The organism is Streptomyces sp. NPDC052910 (assembly GCF_055585605.1).
Genome location: NZ_JBVJJR010000002.1, coordinates 483,639 through 500,526, shown reverse-complemented (window position 1 = coordinate 500,526; position 16,888 = coordinate 483,639). Strand labels below are relative to the sequence as shown.

Sequence of the window (16,888 nt, the reverse complement as noted above, 5' to 3'; positions counted from 1 at the left end):
TCCACTGACGACGCTCCTCGCTGACGGGACGGGCGGTGGGGGCCGGGCCTCACGGCGCCAGCCGGCGGCGGATACGGGCGACCAGGTCGTCGGCGTCGACCGGCTTGGTGACGTAGTCGCTCGCCCCCGACGCCATGGTCTTCTCCTCGTCGCCCGGCATCGCCTTGGCGGTGACCGCGATGATGGGCAGCTCCGCGTAGGCGGGCATGGCGCGGATGGCGGCGGTGGCCGTGTATCCGTCCATCTCCGGCATCATCACGTCCATCAGCACGATGTCCACCTCGGGGTGGGTGGTGAGCGCCTCGATGCCGGCCCGCCCGTTCTCGGCGTGCAGCACCGTCATCCCCTGCAGTTCGAGCATGCCGGTGAGCGCGTAGAGGTTGCGCGCGTCGTCGTCTACGACCAGGGCCGTCCGCCCGGCGAGCACCGGGTCCTGGGCCCGGGTCCCCGCGATGGCCGGGCGCGTCCCCCGGCTCGCGGACGCCGGCGGCGGGACGTCGCCGGGCCGGTCGGCCGACAGGTGCAGGGCGATCCGCTGCCGGAGCTCGTCGAGGCTGGACAGCAGGTCCAGCGGACGGCCGCCGAACCGCTCCTGGAACTCGCGCTCGCGCGCCGCCCCCACGGTCCTGCTGTTGTGCGCCAGCACCGGCACCGTGCGCAGCGCCGGGTCGGCGCTCAGCGCCTCCACGAACCGCAGCACCTCCTCGTCCGGCATGTCGAGGTCCAGCACGACGCAGTGGCAGACCTCCGTGGCGAGCACGGTCGCCGCCTCCTGCGCGCCGACGGCGCTGATGATGTCGACCGTGTCCGGCGCCGTCCCGCCCTCGGCGGGCACCAGACCGGCGCGGGCGCTCTCGGCCACCATCGACAGCAGCCCGCGCGGCTGCTGTTCGATGACCAGCAGCCGCCGGTGGCGCGGTACGGGCGGGGCGCTGTCCGGCAGGGCGGGCCGCGTCCCGTCCGCGTCCGCCGCGCCGGCCCCGGCGGACGGCTCGCCGTCGGGGGAGGGGGCCGCCAGCTCATGGAAGTCGGGCCGGGCGACCGGCAGGTAGAGGGTGAACGTACTGCCCTCGCCCGGCACGCTCTGGGCGGTGATCGAGCCGCCGAGCAGGTACGCGATCTCCCGGCTGATCGACAGGCCGAGGCCGGTCCCGCCGTACTTGCGGCTGGTGGTGCCGTCCGCCTGCTGGAACGCGCCGAAGATGGCCTCGAGCTGGTGCTCGGCGATGCCGATGCCGGTGTCCCGCACCCGGAAGGCGACCGCCGCGCCGTGGCGCCGCACGGCGGGCGGCAGTTCGGAGCCGGTGACGGGCTCGATGCTCAGCTCCACCTGGCCGGTCTCGGTGAACTTCACCGCGTTGGACAGCAGGTTGCGCAGCACCTGGCGGAGCCGCGAGTCGTCCGTCAGCAGGGCGACGGGCACACCGGGCTCGGTCAGCACGTCGAAGCCGAGCCCCTTCTGGCCGGTCATCGGGCGGAACGTCGACTCCACGTAGGCGAGCAGCCGGGGCAGCGGCACCCACTCCGGGGAGATGTCCATCTTCCCCGCCTCGACCTTCGACAGGTCGAGGATGTCGTTGATGAGCTGGAGCAGATCGGAGCCGGCCGAGTGGATGATCTCCGCGTACTCCACCTGCTTGCCGGTGAGGTTGCCGCTCGGGTTCTGGGACAGCAACTGCGCGAGGATGAGCAGGCTGTTGAGCGGGGTGCGCAGCTCGTGGCTCATGTTGGCCAGGAACTCCGACTTGTACTTGGAGGCCAGCGCGAGCTCCTGCGCGCGGGTCTCCAGCTCCTGGCGGGCCTGCTCGATCTCCAGGTTCTTGGTCTCGATGTCCCGGTTCTGGCGGGCGAGCAGCGCCGCCTTCTCCTCCAGCTCGGCGTTGGAACGCTGGAGTTCCTCCTGCCGCACCTGGAGCTCCTCGGAGCGGGCCTGCAGCTCCGCCGTCAGCCGCTGCGACTCGTCGAGGAGCTCGTCGGTCCGGGCGTTGGCGACGATGGTGTTGACGTTGACGCCGATGGTCTCCCGCAGTTGCTCCAGGAAGTCCCGCTGCACGGGCGTGAACCGGTGGACGGAGGCCAGCTCGATGACGCCGAGCACCTGGTCCTCGACCACGATCGGCAGGACCACCAGGTGCGACGGCTCGATCGTCCCGAAGCCGGACGGCACGGTGACCGACCCGGGCGGCAGGTTCTCCACCGCGATCGTCCGGCGTCCGGCGGCCGCCTGCCCGACGAGCGACTGCCCGAAGGCGAAGCTGGGTTTGTCGCCGCCCTCGGGATGCCCGTACGAACCGATCATGCGCAGCGACGGGCCGTCCTCCGCCTCCTCGGCGAGGTAGAAGCCGCCGTACTGGGCGCCGACGAGCGGAGCCAGCTCCTCCATGATCAGGCGGGCGACCAGGGTCAGGTCGCGGTGCCCCTGCATCATCCCGGAGGTACGGGCCAGGTTGGACTTCAGCCAGTCCTGCTCCTGGTTGGCCCGGGTGGTCTCGCGCAGCGAGCGGACCATCGCGTTGATGTTGTCCTTCAGGTCGGCGACCTCGCCGGACGCCTCGACGGTGATCGACCGCGTCAGGTCGCCCTCCGCGACCGCGCTGGTCACCTCGGCGATGGCACGCACCTGACGGGTCAGGTTGCCCGCCAGCTCGTTGACGTTCTCGGTAAGCCGCTTCCAGGTGCCCGAGACGCCCTCGACCTCCGCCTGACCGCCCAGCCGGCCCTCGCTGCCGACCTCCCGGGCGACGCGGGTGACCTCGGCGGCGAACGACGAGAGCTGGTCGACCATCGTGTTGATGGTGGTCTTCAGCTCCAGGATCTCGCCGCGGGCGTCCACGTCGATCTTCCGGGTCAGGTCACCGTTGGCGACGGCCGTGGTGACCTGCGCGATGTTGCGGACCTGGCCGGTGAGGTTGTTCGCCATCGAGTTGACGTTGTCGGTGAGGTCCTTCCAGGTGCCCGCGACATTGGGCACCCGCGCCTGGCCGCCGAGCATCCCCTCGGTGCCCACCTCGCGGGCGACCCGGGTGACCTCGTCGGCGAACGCGGACAGCGTGTCGACCATCCGGTTGATCACGTCGGCGAGCGCGGCGACCTCGCCCTTCGCCGCCACGTCGATCTTCTGTGACAGGTCGCCCCGGGCCACCGCCGCCGCCACCTGGGCGATCGAGCGGACCTGGCCGGTCAGGTTGGACGCCATCACGTTGACGTTGTCGGTGAGGTCCTTCCAGGTGCCCGAGACACCGCGCACGGTCGCCTGGCCGCCCAGGTTCCCCTCGGTGCCGACCTCGCGGGCGACGCGGGTGACCTCGTCCGCGAAGGAGGACAACTGGTCGACCATCGTGTTGATGGTCTCCTTGAGCTCCTGAATCTCGCCCCGGGCCCCGACGTTGATCTTCTGGGAGAGGTCGCCCTTGGCCACCGCCGTCGTGACCTGGGCGATCGACCGCACCTGCGCGGTGAGGTTGTCGGCCATCACGTTGACCGACTCGGTGAGGTTCTTCCACGTCCCCGAGATGCCCTTGACGTCGGCCTGGCCGCCGAGGCGTCCTTCGGTGCCGACTTCCCGGGCGACGCGGGTGACTTCGTCGGCGAAGGCGGAGAGCTGGTCGACCATCGTATTGATGGTGTTCTTCAGGGCGAGGATCTCGCCCCGGGCGTCGACCGTGATCTTCTGCGAGAGGTCGCCCTTGGCCACCGCGGTCGCCACTTGGGCGATCGACCGCACCTGCGCGGTGAGGTTCCCCGCCATGAAGTTGACGGAGTCCGTCAGATCACGCCAGGTGCCCAGCACCCCCTTGACGTCGGCCTGGCCGCCGAGGCGTCCTTCGGTGCCGACTTCCCGGGCGACGCGGGTGACCTCGTCGGCGAAGGCGGAGAGCTGGTCGACCATCGTATTGATGGTGTTCTTCAGGGCCAGGATCTCGCCCCGGGCGTCCACCGTGATCTTCTGCGACAGATCGCCCCGGGCCACCGCCGTGGTGACCTGCGCGATGTTGCGGACCTGGGCGGTGAGGTTGCCGGCCATGAAGTTGACCGAATCGGTCAGATCCCGCCACACCCCGCCCACGCCCGGCACCTGCGCCTGGCCGCCGAGCCGTCCCTCGCTGCCGACTTCCCGGGCGACGCGGGTGACCTCGTCGGCGAAGGCGGAGAGCTGGTCGACCATCGTGTTGACGGTGTTCTTCAGCTCCAGGATCTCGCCCTGGGCCGCCACGTCGATCTTCTGCGACAGGTCGCCCTTGGCCACCGCGGTGGCCACCTGCGCGATGTCGCGGACCTGCGTGGTCAGGTTGCCCGCCATCGCGTTCACCGAGTCGGTGAGGTCCTTCCAGGTGCCGGACACCCCCGGCACCTGCGCCTGACCGCCGAGCCGTCCCTCGCTGCCGACCTCGCGGGCGACCCGGGTGACCTCGGAGGTGAACAGGGAGAGCTGGTCCGTCATGCCGTTGAAGACGGTCGCGATCTCGCCGAGCAGCCCGTCGGCGTCCTCGGGCAGCCGGATGCCGAAGTCGCCGTCGCGCACGGCGGTCAGGCCGGCCAGCAACTGCCGCAGCTCGGCGTCGCCGATGTCGGGCCCCTCGCCGTCGCCCCGCCTGCGGCCCGGTACCGCGGTCATCGCCGCTCCGGCCGTGGACTCGCTCATCTTGCCTCTCCCACCCGCCGGCACACCATGGGCGGCACACGCGGAGGTACCGCCCGCGCTGCCTGCCGCCCGTAGTCGGCCGTTCGCCTGTTGCCCGGCACGTCGATCCGCTTCGTCGCTCCGTACAGGGGCTGTACGGCCGTGGGGAAGGATACTCGGACCGCGTCAATCCCGGTCGACCCGGCGGGGGCTTCCGTACACGGGGGCGTGCGCGGGGGCGGCGCGGAGGCGGGTGGCGCCGCTGCCGGCACTCGCTGTCCGAGGAGTCCGACGTGTCCAAAAGTGTCGGATGTCTCCGGCCCACGGCGCGCGGCCCTCGGCGCGCGGCGGTGGGAAACCGCGCCTCGGGGGGGCGTCACCCGAGCCGCCGGACGGTCGGGTGAGGGGCGTGTGGCCGGTGCGGCCGGCCAGGGGCAAGCCGGCCACCTGCCCACCGGGACACCGTCGACCGCCGGGGCACCGCCGCCCACCGCTACACCGCCGATCACCCGGCGGTCAGCACAGCCACTGCAGCACGCCGGTCATCCCGTTGTGGACGAGGGTGACCACGCGCAGCGGGTGGTCTTCGGGCGCCTTGTCGTCCACCGCCATGACGTGGTGGAACACGGCACGCTCCGACGCCCCGGTGGAGCGCAGCGGCGTCACCCACAACGAGACGCCTCCGGCGGTGACCGGACGCCCGGTGGCCTCCACCACGCCTGACGCGTCGAGACAGCCTCGGTCGAACGCCGCGCGTACCCTCCTGCCGGCCCGGTTGTTCTGTTTCCGGTCCTGTCGGAAAACGGTGTAGAGGCCGACGCCGGGGAGGAACACCCGGGGATCCGCCGGAGTGCGGTGCACGAACCAGTCGGTGGGTTCGGTGACGGCGACGCTGCGCACGGGCGGGACGGCCCGGGTCAGCCACTTGGGGTGGGCCGGTTCGGTCGTCGGAGCTCCGCAACTGCCCTGGATCACGGCGAGTTCGAAGTTCCGCCGCACGCCGTCGTAAAGGAAGTGACGGGTCCGTTTGGGGTCGGTGCCGTCGACCCGGGTGTTGGCCGCCTCGATGAAGTAGACGGGACCCCGGACCTCATCGCCGACGGTCAACGGCGTCACGGCGAACCGGAACCCCGCCTCCTCCGTCAGGCACCTCTCGGCGGGAACCTCTCCCCGCTCGTCGAGCACCGCCTGATGGAAGAGGAGGCGAACGGCCTTCGTCGCCTCGATGTCGTCGAACCACTCCCTGACGGCGTTCTGTACCAGCTTCTGCGCGACCATCGTGCCGACGAACTTGGCGATCCCCACCCAGCCCATGCCACACCCCCGTGGGTTACCTGGTGGACAGGTGTCCAGTGGGTTGTGAGATTACGGGGAGTGAAGCTCGGCCCGTCAGGGCGCTTTTCAGTACACGGGAGCGCGAGACCGCCCCCCTCGCAACCCCCGCTCCGCCCTTCCCTCAGGCCCGGCGTGCAGGTCCCTCAGGACCCGGCGTACAAAGCCCGTCGCCCTGGTTGGGAGCCCCGGCCGGCTTCGGCGGGCGTCGCGGGCATCACGGGCACCATGCGGAGGCTGTCGAGATCCCGGGCGATCGGTGAGCCGGTCGACCATGGGAGCGAAGGCGGGCAGCGCGTCCTTTGGGCGGGACGCGGAGCGAACAGGACCGCCGGCGTCCATGCGACACCGCGCCCTGCCGACGGGAACGCCCGCGCGCGCCGCCCCGGCTCCCGTCAGACGCCGGAACGCCGTTCGGCGGACCGCGCTCGGGCGCCCGCGGGGATGGCCGAGCGCGGGACGGCCGGGCCTGGCGCGGCCCCGGCGCCGGCCGGGGTGCCGTCGCCGGGCACCGGTGCGGCCGGCTCGGGGAAGGCGGCCGCCGCCCGTCGCCTGCCGCCTGCCGACCGGTGGCCTGGTGGCCTGGTGGCTTGGTGGCCGGGTGCGGCGGCGTCCTTGAGATCGACGACCGCGGCGTCGACGACCACGGCGTCGATGACCACGGCGTCGGTTCCGCCGGTGAGGGCCGTGACGAACCCACGACAGTCCGAGGTGCCGTGGACGCGCTTACTTCCGCGTGGACTCGAGTGCGGCGAGCACCGAGGCCGTGGTGTCGACACGGGCGATGAGCGGCAGGATCCGCTTGGTGGCGAACTCCTGGTGCTCCGCGGAGAAGGTGCTGGTCGCGTCCTCCGCGACGATGACGTGGTAGCCGTGCTCGTAGGCGAAACGGGCTGTGGACTCCACCGCCAGGTTGGTGGCGACACCGGTGAGCACGAGCTCGTCCACGCCCCGGCGGCGCATCTGGAGGTCCAGTTCGGTGCCGGTGAAGGCGCCCCACTGGCGCTTGGTGATCAGCAGGTCGTCGGGGTGCGGCTCCAGCTCGGGAGCGAGCCGGGAGAACTCCGGGTGGAGCGCCGGCGGGTTGTGGGGGACGTCGGCGCGGGGCCGGAGGGCGGCACCGCCGTCGGGGCCGTGGGCCACGTTGACGAGCACGACGGGCAGCCCCGCCGCGCGGAAGGCGCGGGCCAGAAGGGCGCTGTTCTCCACGACCCGCGTGGCCGGGTGCGGCTGGAGGGGCAGGCCGAGGATGCCCTGCTGGAGGTCGAGTACGACCAGGGCGGCCTTGGGGCTGAGTTCCACGACGGGCATGACGGGTTCCTTTCCGGCGTGCCGCGCGGGTGCGCGGCACACGATGGGCGGGGCGCGCGAGGGCGCGGCCCGTGGGGGGGGGATCGGGTGGTGAGGTCAGCCGTGTTCGCCGGCACCGCGCAGGTGCCGGGAGGTGGCGGCGTTGAGGAGGAGCACGAGGCTGATGCCGGTGATCACGACGGCCAGCAGCCGGAATCCGGGGCCGTCGGCGTCGCGGCCGACCGCGATGCCGACGAGCGCGGAGGCGAGGTTCGCGCCGATGTACTGGGCGGTGCGGTAGAGACCGGAGGCCGTGCCGATCTGCTCCGCGGGCGCCGTGCGGTACATCAGCGTCTGGTTGCCCAGGCTGTTGAAGCCGTTGGGCAGTCCGAGCACCGCGGCGATGAGGAGCACTTCCCAGATGGGCACGTCCGACCCGAACAGGGCCAGCGCGGCGCTGCCGACGCAGAGGGCGCCGGAGCCTACGACGAGGACGGTGCGCAGCCTGCGTTCGACGAGTCGGGTGGCCCACATCGTGGTGACGAAGCCGAGGGCCGCCACGGGCAGCATCACCAGGCCCGCCTGGGATTCCGAGAGGCCGCGGCCCTGTTCGAGCCACTGGGGCAGGGCGTAGGTGACGGAGTAGAAGACCACGTAGGTGGCCATGCAGCGCAGATAGGTCGCGGCGAGCGGCCCGTTGCGGTAGATCATGCGCAGGTCCACGAAGGGCCGGCGGGCCCGCAGCTCGCGCCGGACCAGTGCGGCGGTGAGCACGGCGAAGGCCGCCAGGGCCCACCACCGGGGGTGATCGGGGAGCGAGAGCAGGAAGAGCATCAGCCCGGACAGCTCACCGGTGAACAGGGCCATGCCCCACAGGTCCAACTGCCGCACCGCGGTGCCGGCCTCGCGACCCACCGGCTTGTCGGCGGGCAGCCACACCAGGGCCATGGCCAGGGCCGCCAGGGTGAGCGGTACGTTGACCCAGAAGATCGCCCGCCAGCCCGCGAGCTGGACGAGCACCCCGCCCAGCGGCGGACCGAGGGCGACGGCGGCCTGCGACGCGGCGGAGATGGCGCCGAGCCCGCCGGTGGGGGCGGAACCGTCCGGGCTGTGGGCCGTGGCCCAGGCCCGGATCATCGACATGCCGGCCGGGTACGCGGCCGAGGTGCCGATGCCGAGCACGACCCGGGCGGCGATCAGCCAGCCGAGGGTCGGAGCGAAGGGCGCGGCCGCGCCCGACACCAGGACGAGCACCAAGCCGAGGCAGAAGACCCGGCGGGCGCCGAACGCGTCGGCCAGCCGGCCCATCGTCGGCTGGGCGACGGCGGTGGCCAGATAGAGGGCGGACACCAGCCAGATGACCTCGGCGCCGGCGTGGAACGCGTCCTGGACGGAGAGCAACGCCACGGCGATCATCGAGGAGTTGAGGGCGTTGAGCAGGGTCCCCAGGACGATCGGGGTGAGGAAACCGAGTGGGACACGAGGCACCGCGGCCCGCGTGGTCGCGGTCTGCGTGGACTTCAAAGGCAAGGTGCCCCCCGGGGTTCCCTAGGTTTCGGACAGCAAATCCAGCAATTTGTTCGCGGCGGCGAGGACTTCCCGCTCGACCGGCGTCAGGCGTTCGGCGATGGCCTGGGCGAGCCACGCGTCGCGCGTCCGCCGGTCGTCCTCCACCAGCCGGCGGCCGGTGTCGGTGATCTCCATGAGGACCTGGCGGCCGTCACGGTCGTGCGGCCGCCGCGTGATGAGCCCGCGTTCCTCCAGGGAGGCGAGCTGACGGGTCAGCGACTGCGGCTGCACGCCCTCGTGGCCGGCCAGTTCCTTGGGACTGAGGGCTCCCACGCGGTCCAGCCGGCTCAGCACCGAGGTGCTGGTCAGCCCCAGACCGTGGGCGGGGCGTTCCTGCCGCATGCGCCGGGCCAGTGCGGACACGCTGTCGCGGGTCTGCGTGGCCAGGTCGACGAGGTCTTGATTGTTATCCACGAACGCAGCGTAGCTTACAAGCTCGGCTTACTATCCTGTCAAGATCCAGAGTGGGCCATGGGTTCGGTGGTGGAGTGTCCGCTCTCGATAAACGCCTTGATGTGGGCGGTTTTGGTGTGCCGTCCCAGACGCGGCGGTCAAGGGTTCGGCAGGCCCTCTTGTGTGTGACACGGCGCGCATTTACTTCGCTGGGCTTAGTAATGTTCCCTGTGAGGCATGACCCTCAAGACCGCCCCGCCGCGTCCCCGGCGCGCTGGACACCGTGCGCAGGCCTGGCGTCACCTGCCGCCCCTCGGCCCCGGGGCCGTATGTCGGCCCCGCTCTCGGCTGGGCGGGCAACGCGCGGCACACGTCCTCGGCTCCTCGGCTCCGCCGAGACGCTCGCCGTGGCAAGCTGCGAGCGTTCAGCACGGTTGTGCGCCGCACGACCGGCGAGCCGGCAGCGGGCCGACGCCGCTCCGGCTGGTTCGACGGCTTCACCGACGCCGCCGCGCGGGACCCGGCCCGCAGCGCGCTCGCGGTCGCCGCCCGCCGCGTCCCCGGCCCGGACCTCGACCCGCGGCTCCCCACTCCCGGCTGCCGGCGCCCCTCCGGGTACGCACCGGCGACGACGAGACGCATGAAGTGCGCGTCGACCCCGGCAAGGGGGCCCGGATGAGCCGCTCACCCGCATCCGCCGTCAACGGAAGTTGCGCCTTCCGGCCGGCCCCGCGCCCCCGCCGGGGTACGTCGAGGAGGTGCCGAGCACCGTACGGTCCCCGACCGAGGGCGCCCCCGCCGTGACGTTCCGGCCCGGTCAGGCGGCGGACACCTCGACGACGCCCCCGGCCGCCTGACCCGGCGGGGCCCGACCGGCCCGGACGACAGCGCCAGGCCGTGCCTTCCCCCTTCGCTTCCGGGGGAGGGAACGACCTGACCATGGGGCCCGACGGAACCGCCTGCCGCACCGACTCCTTCGTCCCAGCGATTTACAGATGCACCCCGCGGCGGCTCGCCACCGCGGGAACCCCGACACGGCACCGGCAACCCGGCGCGGCGTCACCCGGATCCCAGCCGCCCACACTCAACCCCGACGGCACTCACCACCTACGGCACTCAACGCCTACGGCGGCGGCGTTGCCGGCCGACGACACGCACCCCCGCCCCCTCACCCTCGCCAGGGCCGACGGCTCCCGATCCCCGCCGGTACCACCCTGTTCAGCGGCGCCGAAGGCGGGTGACCGTGGCCCACGAGGCTTCGGCCCGCCGGTCGGCGGCGGCCGGGCCCGCCGCACCGCCACCGACCGCACGTCCACCCGCACCGGCCCCGAGCCCGGCGGCCGAACTCATCGGCCTTGCCGAGCGCCTCGCCCCTCGCGCCGCACAGGTCGGCGGGCGGGTGCGGAGGCGGTCACGAGCCGCTCTTCTCCGGCGGTCCCTGTGTGAAGCGCAGGTAGCGGTCGACGGACCGGGCCAGGACCTCGTTGCCGTCGGAGGTGACGACGCGGTCCCACCAGGCGCCGTAGATGCGGTCGAAGCGGTAGCCGGCGAGCAGTTCCCCGGCGGCGCGGACGGCGTCGGGGCGCTCGGGGATGTGGTTGGCGTAGCTGTACATGACGGTGACCCAGCGGCGGTCCGGGCAGACGTTGACGACGTCGCCGGTGAACAGGGCGCCCCCGTCGACGTTCCGGTGCATGACCGTGCTGCCCGGGAAGTGGATGCCCGGGTTGATCAGCGTCAGCTCGTCGGTGAGCCGGTGCGTCCGTCCGCTCCAGAAGCGCAGGGCGGGGTCGGGGCGGCCGACCCAGCGGCGGTCCGCCTCGTGCAGGTACACGGGGGCGTCGAAGGCGTGCGCCCAGTCGACCATGGCGGAGTAGAAGTGCGGGTGGCTGACGGCGATCGCGGTGATGCCGCCGAGTTCCCGTATCTCGCGGATCATCGCGTCGTCGAGGTAGGGCACGCAGTCCCACAGCACGTTGCCGGCGGCCGTGCGCAGCAGCAGGGCGCGCTGGCCGATGGCGAACTCGGGGGTGCAGCCGATACCGAGGACGCCGGGACCCTGTTCCTCGAAGCGGCCCTGGTGGCCTTCGACGCGCAACTCCGCGAGGCTGGTCCACCGCTGGCCGCCGGCTCCGACGTACTGGCGCTCGTCCAGACAGACCGGGCAGTCGGGGCGCGGGGCGGCGTACTGGGTGCCGCAGACGCGGCAGATGGGCAGTGCCGAACCGGTGAGGTCAGCCACGGTCGCCTCCGGCGAGCTCGGAAAGGACGTACGGACGGCTGGGCAGCCAGCCGAGTTCGGTGACGGCACGCCGGCCCGACACCACCTGGTTCAGCCCCAGGGCCTCGGCGAACGGACCGCCGAGCGCCTCGGCGGCCTGCTCCGGCGGCCAGGGCTCGGCCCGGCCGTCGCCGCCCGCGGCGACGTCGGCGGCCGCGGCCAGCGCCGCCACCGGCACCGCCTCGTGCGCCACGCCGTGCAGCACGCTGCCCGGACCGGCCTTGGTGACCGCCAGTACGAACAGTTCGGCGAGGTCGTCCACGTGCACCATCGGCCAGCGGGTCGCCGCGGAGCCGACGTAACGGCCCGTGCCGTGCTCACGCGCCCAGTCGGTCATCAGGCCGGGAATGCCGCCGCCCCGCCCGTACACGATGCCCGGCCGCACCACGACCGCTCGCACATCGTCCCCGGCCGCGTCCAGCACCCGCCGCTCGATCCGCGGGCGGTAGCCGACGATGGTGATCGCGTTCGTCGGCGCGTCCTCGTCGACCGCCGCGTCGCCGGTGGCGCCGAGCACCCACACGCCGCTGGTGTAGACGAAGGCCCGTCCGGAGCCGCGCAGCCGCTCGGTCAGCGCGTCCACGGCCGCCGCGTCCACCGCCTCGTCGCCGGTCGGCGTGGCGAGGTTCACGACGGCGTCGACGTCATCGGTGACGGCCGCCCGCAGCGAGGCCGGGTCGGCCAGGTCGGCCACCAGCCCCGCCGCCCCGGCCGGCAGCCGGCTCGCGTCCTTCACCAGGTGGACCACCCGGTGGCCCTCCGCCGTGAGCCGCCGCACCACGGCCGACCCGATGTAGCCGGTCGAACCCAGCACGAGTACCTTCACGTCCACTCTCCTTCGTTGCTCTGGTCCATCGGCGAACGCAACGGATGCTTCCCGTCCCGCCGACGGCAGTGAATCTAGGCGCGCCCGGCCGGCGACAGTCGTCGCGGCGTGCACGGTTCCTCGACTCCCCGTGCAGAGCCGACGCCCAGCGCGTGGTGGCGGTACTCGCCCGGAGTGAGGCCGTAGGCCTGGCGGAAGGCGCGGCCGAAGACGGTGGGGTTGGGGAAGTTCCAGCGGGCGGCGATCACCTGAACGGGCAGCGCGCGCAGTTCCGGCCGGGCGAGGTCGGCGCGGCAGCGTTCGAGGCGGCGGGTCCGGATGTGGCCGGCGACGGCTTCCGGCTCGTCCCGGAACAGCGCGTAGAGGCCGCGCAGCGAGATGTTGTGGTGGTCGGCGACCGCTCGGGGGGTCAGCTCGGGGTCGCCGAGATTGCGTTCGATGAAGACCTTGGCCCGCTCCAGGAGTGCGCGGGAGCGGATCTCCGGCGGCGTGGTCTCGATGACACCGAGCTGCTCGGCCAGGTAGGCCGTGGCCATGTCGAGAGCCACCCGCCCGAGCGTCGGGAGCTCCTCGCCGCGGCACGCCGGGCCGTTGTCGCGAAGGCTCGTCAGGAAGTCGGCCAGGACCGCGCCGAGGCCGGTCCGGGGGAGCCGGCGGGCGACGAGATGGTCGGTGCGCCCGGCTCGCAAGGGCAGCTCCGATCTCGGGATCCGGAGAACCACCGCGCGGACCGGTCCACCGTCGCGGTCGGTGTCGCACTCCAGCGGGACCGAGGTGTTGGTGAGCAGGAAACCGTCCCCGACCGGGCCGGAATCCCGGCCGAACTGGCGGGCCTTCATCGCGTTCCCCCGCACGAGCGTGAGCTGGTGCTGCTCCGGGTCGCCCCGCCTGATGTGCGCCGGGGTCCGGCGCGACCATACGGGCGAGAACTCGAACGTCGACACCGCGACCGCGCCCAGCTCGATCTCCCCGACGCCGGCGTGGAAGTCATCCTTGCGATCGGTGTGGATCGCCACGGGCATGAAGTCCGTGCACACCGTCTCGGTGAACCAGTCGAACCTGTCGGCCGCCGGCACCTCACGGCCGGACACGCGCGTCCACATCCGGCTCCCCGCGTTCACAGACATTTTTTGATGGCTCATCCGATGTGATCGATCTTCGAAACTGAGACGTGATGGATGCGAAGGGGCCCGGCTTGTTCAGTGCACTGTCCTTGAGGACGGGAGGCCGGCCCCGGCCGGAACCGGGGCCGGGGACTGGTCTCGCCCTCGGGTGTACTCGTCGTGGTGCGAGCCGGTGACGCATGGGTCCACGGGCGTGTGGTTCACGGTGTCCGCCATGCTCGGCGTGTCCGACGCCTCGGACGCCGGCGCCCCGCCGTGAAGCCGGCCCTTCCGGCCCCTCGGCGCGACGGCCGGGGCGGGGGCCGGCGCACGGTGCCGCCGGGGCGGCGCCCGCGCGCGTTTCCCGGGAGTCAGGGCGACATCACGGGACCTCCTCCGCTCTCCGTGGACGTGGTCCCGGCCGGCGCGGCGTCGTCCGGGGTCTTCCCGTAGGCGAGGGACTCGACGATCAGTCCGTCCCGTACGAGTACCAGGCTCACGCCGCGGACCGAGTCCGCCGGCCCGTCGCCGAAGCGGTACCGCCAGCGGACCGTCGCCCGTTCACCGGTGACGACGACGGCCTCCGGGTCGAACCGGCCCGTACGGTCCTCGACGAGCGCCCGGCAGAACTCCAGGCACGCGGCGCGGCCTTCGTAACGGGCCCCGTCGGGAGCCGGCTCCTTCGCCTCCATCACGCAGTCGTCGGCGATCAGGTCGGCGAGCGAGGAGGCGTCATGGTCGATGAAGGCGCGGTTGAAGCGGTGGACGATCTCGGCCGTGGTGCGGAATGACATGCCGGACCTCCTAGGAGCGTAATGAGCGGTTCGCCGTTTCCCGTCCGGGCCCGGACGGACGGCCGGCCGTCGCGGCCATGCGCGTGCCGCCCCGCCGGCGCCGGCCGGGCGCCGTCCCCGGTGGCCCATAGGGACCAGTCCGGCCGGGCACCCGGGGCCGCCGGGTCACCGCGTCTCCCCGAGCCGGCCGAAGTGGCCGGTCGCCTCGGCGACGGCGGCGAACACCGCGGCGCGGTCGGTCACGTCCAGCCGGAGGGGCAGCACCCGGCCGGGGTGGGCGGCGGCGAGTTCCTCCAGCGGGGCCGTGGTGCGGGCGGCGACCGCGACGCGGTCACCGGCCGTCAGCGCCGCCTCGGCGAAGGCCCGGCCGAGGCCCCGGCCGGCACCGGTGACGAACCAGACGCGGCTCGGGGGTCCGGGTGGGGTGTGCATGTGCGGTACTCCTGTCTGAGAGATCGAGATCCCGAGAGGTCCCGAGAGATTCCGATGGATGAGGTATCCGGCGCTCGGTCCGCCGGGGCTCGGGGTCCGGGGCTTGGGGTGCGGGTGCGGGTGCGGCGGGTCCGGGCGGGTGCGGCGGGTCCGGGCGGGAGGGGCGCGTGTGGCGGGCGCCCCCGGCCTGCCCGCCGGCTTCCGCGCTCGCGGCGGTCAATCGCGGCCCGCGCTCCGGACGGCCAGGGCGGTGAGGAGGGTCAAGCCGGCCCCGGTCGTCAGGACGCCGTCGAGGGAGAGGTGGGTGGCGACGAGTCCGCCGAAGAGGGCGCCGAGGGCGATGGCGAGGTTGTAGACGGAGGTGTTCAGGGCGGTGGCCGCCTCGGTCGAGTCGGGTGCCGCCTTGAGGATCCACGTCTGGACGGCGACCGGGACGCCGCCGAAGGCCAGCCCCCACCCCATCAGCAGCAGGGTGCCGCCGACCGGCGTGCGGCCGGCGAAGGGGAACGCGGCGAGGACAGCGGTCAGCAGGACACTGATGGTGAGGATGGTGGTACGGACGTTCCGCTCCGCGGCCACTCCGGCGAGGAAGTTGCCGAGGATGCCGGCGACGCCGAAGCCGAGCAGAAGCGGGCCGATCATCCCTTCGCCGATCCCGGCCGTGGTGCGGAGGATCGGGCTGACGAAGGTGAAGGCGGCGAAGTGGCCGCCGACCAGGAGGAACGTGGAAAGGACGCCGGCGCGTACCACGGGGTGCCGGAACTGCCTGGGCAGTGTGCGCAGTCGGACGACCTGCCGGGCCGGCACGGGAGGCAGCAGGAAGAACAGGGCCACCAGGACGACGAGACCCAGGGCGCCCGCGGCCGCGAAGGCCACGCGCCAGTCCGCGAGCCCGCCGATCAGCGTCCCGGCCGGTACGCCGAGGACGTTGGCCGCGGTCGCGCCGCCGAAGACGAGCGAGACGGCCCGGGGGATCGACCGTTCCGGCACCAGTTGTACGGCGAGGCCCGCGGCGAGTGCCCAGAAGCCGCCGATGCTGATGCCGACGAGGAAGCGTGAGACCAGCAGGACGGTGAAGTCGGGTGCCACGGCAGACAGCCCGTTGGCCAGCACCATCAGGCCGATCAGGGCGATCAGCGCGGTCCGCCGGTCGAGCCGGCCGATCGCCACCGGGAGCAGTGGCGCCGTGATCGAGGCGACCAGGCCGGGGACCGTCACCATCAGTCCGGCGGTCCCCTCCGAGACGTGGAGGGACCCTCCGATGAAGGGGAGCAGCCCGACGGGCAGTGATTCGACGGTCACCAGCGCGAACGTCCCGACCGCCATGGCGACGACGGCGAGCCATCTCCTGAGCGGCACCCGCTCGTCGGCGTACGGGGTGGGCGTCGCCGCGGTGTCGGCAAGGGTCACAGGTGTGCTCCGGTCTGCAGGGCTCGGTCCGCCTCGAAGGCGTCCTGATCGATGGGTGTGGTGCTCTGGGCGACGGCGATCCGCCACCGGCCGTCGTCCTTGGCCAGGACGTACACCGGGGTGCCGGGGGCCACGTCGGGGTGGGCGGCCACCACGGACGCCCACCGGCGCTGTGCCGCGCTGGGGCCGTCGCACCGCCTGCCGTGCCGGCCCTGGCCGTCGCGACCGCGGAGCACCTCGTCGAGGCGCCGCCCGTCCCGGGTGATCGGCCGCTGACGGATCTTGACCGCCGCGAGGTCGGGCCGGATGAACACGATGGCCTCGGCCTCACAGGTGACGGTCAGCGGCCGGTGGACGGTGCGGGGCAGCGCGCTGCGGGCGAAGGCGCGGATCGCCTCCACTCCGGTCAGCGGGTCGCCGTGCGGGATCGTCCACAGCGCCTCCTGGCGGAACAGCTCCGCGAACGCGTCCGGCAGTCCGTTCTGCTGGGCGTGCTCGACCTGGGCGACGAGCCGGACGACGGCGCGTACGTCGTCCTGCGGAACGGTGACACCGGCGACGAGCGGCTTCATGAAGGGATTCCTCTCTTGGGGGGGGATGGCCGGGCCGACGCCCTGGGGCAGCGGCTGATTCCCGTCCGCCACGCTCCGGCGGTCGCGGGCGGCCCGCCGGGTGGCGTGATGTCGCCGGTACGGGCCCGCCGCACCGCTCGTGGGCCACCGGGCTGCGGTCCCGGCCCGCTGTCGATCTTTCAGCTTCCCGCGGCGACCATCAACGCCGAAGATCAGTAGGATCCGATAACTCATGCTTATGACGGGGGTCGGACCGCACGTGGAA

At 72.8% G+C, this 16,888-nt stretch carries 14 protein-coding genes; 1 reads left to right on the top strand and 13 read right to left on the bottom strand.

From position 1 onward, the window contains the following. Nucleotides 1-49 precede the first annotated feature (49 nt). From ACZ6X9_RS07980 to ACZ6X9_RS07955, 6 genes are all read right to left on the bottom strand, one after another. A complete protein-coding gene (locus ACZ6X9_RS07980) occupies nt 50-4,300 on the bottom strand; it encodes a HAMP domain-containing protein (RefSeq protein WP_469777649.1) in 4,251 nt (1,416 codons plus the stop codon). Nucleotides 4,301-5,137: 837 nt separating this feature from the next. Continuing rightward, nucleotides 5,138-5,926 (bottom strand): hypothetical protein, encoded by a 789-nt coding sequence (locus ACZ6X9_RS07975; RefSeq protein WP_469777078.1) that lies wholly within the window; start codon nt 5,924-5,926, stop codon nt 5,138-5,140. Nucleotides 5,927-6,348: 422 nt separating this feature from the next. After that, the gene (locus ACZ6X9_RS07970) at nt 6,349-6,615 is read right to left on the bottom strand and encodes a hypothetical protein (protein ID WP_469777077.1); all 267 of its coding nucleotides are present in this window, start codon (nt 6,613-6,615) and stop codon (nt 6,349-6,351) included. A gap of 64 nt (nt 6,616-6,679) precedes the next feature. After that, nucleotides 6,680-7,264 carry an isochorismatase family protein gene (locus ACZ6X9_RS07965; RefSeq protein ID WP_469777076.1) on the bottom strand — a complete coding sequence of 195 codons (585 nt, stop codon included), beginning with the start codon at nt 7,262-7,264 and terminating at the stop codon, nt 6,680-6,682. A 96-nt stretch (nt 7,265-7,360) separates the two neighbouring features. After that, nucleotides 7,361-8,731 (bottom strand): MFS transporter, encoded by a 1,371-nt coding sequence (locus tag ACZ6X9_RS07960; RefSeq protein WP_469777075.1) that lies wholly within the window; start codon nt 8,729-8,731, stop codon nt 7,361-7,363. Between the two features lie 60 nt (nt 8,732-8,791). Further along, the gene (locus ACZ6X9_RS07955; RefSeq protein WP_469777074.1) at nt 8,792-9,226 is read right to left on the bottom strand and encodes a MarR family winged helix-turn-helix transcriptional regulator; all 435 of its coding nucleotides are present in this window, start codon (nt 9,224-9,226) and stop codon (nt 8,792-8,794) included. A gap of 415 nt (nt 9,227-9,641) precedes the next feature. On the opposite strand from ACZ6X9_RS07955, the gene ACZ6X9_RS07950 reads away from it, so the two are divergent. After that, the gene (locus tag ACZ6X9_RS07950) at nt 9,642-9,884 is read left to right on the top strand and encodes a hypothetical protein (RefSeq protein ID WP_469777073.1); all 243 of its coding nucleotides are present in this window, start codon (nt 9,642-9,644) and stop codon (nt 9,882-9,884) included. 732 nt (nt 9,885-10,616) lie between these two features. Here ACZ6X9_RS07950 and ACZ6X9_RS07945 read toward each other — a convergent pair. From ACZ6X9_RS07945 to ACZ6X9_RS07915, 7 genes are all read right to left on the bottom strand, one after another. Then, nucleotides 10,617-11,447, bottom strand: coding sequence for an MBL fold metallo-hydrolase (locus ACZ6X9_RS07945; protein WP_469777072.1), 831 nt, complete (start codon nt 11,445-11,447; stop codon nt 10,617-10,619). Next, nucleotides 11,440-12,312: an NAD-dependent epimerase/dehydratase family protein gene (locus ACZ6X9_RS07940; RefSeq protein WP_469777071.1), complete on the bottom strand. Its 873-nt coding sequence runs from the start codon at nt 12,310-12,312 to the stop codon at nt 11,440-11,442. The genes ACZ6X9_RS07945 and ACZ6X9_RS07940 overlap by 8 nt, the downstream gene beginning before the upstream one ends. Nucleotides 12,313-12,386: 74 nt before the next feature. Beyond that, nucleotides 12,387-13,439 carry a helix-turn-helix domain-containing protein gene (locus tag ACZ6X9_RS07935; RefSeq protein ID WP_469777070.1) on the bottom strand — a complete coding sequence of 351 codons (1,053 nt, stop codon included), beginning with the start codon at nt 13,437-13,439 and terminating at the stop codon, nt 12,387-12,389. A gap of 347 nt (nt 13,440-13,786) precedes the next feature. Continuing rightward, entirely contained in the window at nt 13,787-14,209 is a 423-nt protein-coding gene (locus ACZ6X9_RS07930) for a nuclear transport factor 2 family protein (RefSeq protein WP_469777069.1), read from the bottom strand. A gap of 165 nt (nt 14,210-14,374) precedes the next feature. After that, nucleotides 14,375-14,641, bottom strand: coding sequence for an SDR family NAD(P)-dependent oxidoreductase (locus ACZ6X9_RS07925; RefSeq protein ID WP_469777068.1), 267 nt, complete (start codon nt 14,639-14,641; stop codon nt 14,375-14,377). 216 nt (nt 14,642-14,857) lie between these two features. Next, nucleotides 14,858-16,051, bottom strand: coding sequence for an MFS transporter (locus ACZ6X9_RS07920; protein ID WP_469777067.1), 1,194 nt, complete (start codon nt 16,049-16,051; stop codon nt 14,858-14,860). Then, nucleotides 16,048-16,623 (bottom strand): SgcJ/EcaC family oxidoreductase, encoded by a 576-nt coding sequence (locus ACZ6X9_RS07915; protein WP_469777066.1) that lies wholly within the window; start codon nt 16,621-16,623, stop codon nt 16,048-16,050. Before ACZ6X9_RS07915 ends, ACZ6X9_RS07920 begins: the two co-directional genes overlap by 4 nt. Nucleotides 16,624-16,888: the final 265 nt, after the last annotated feature.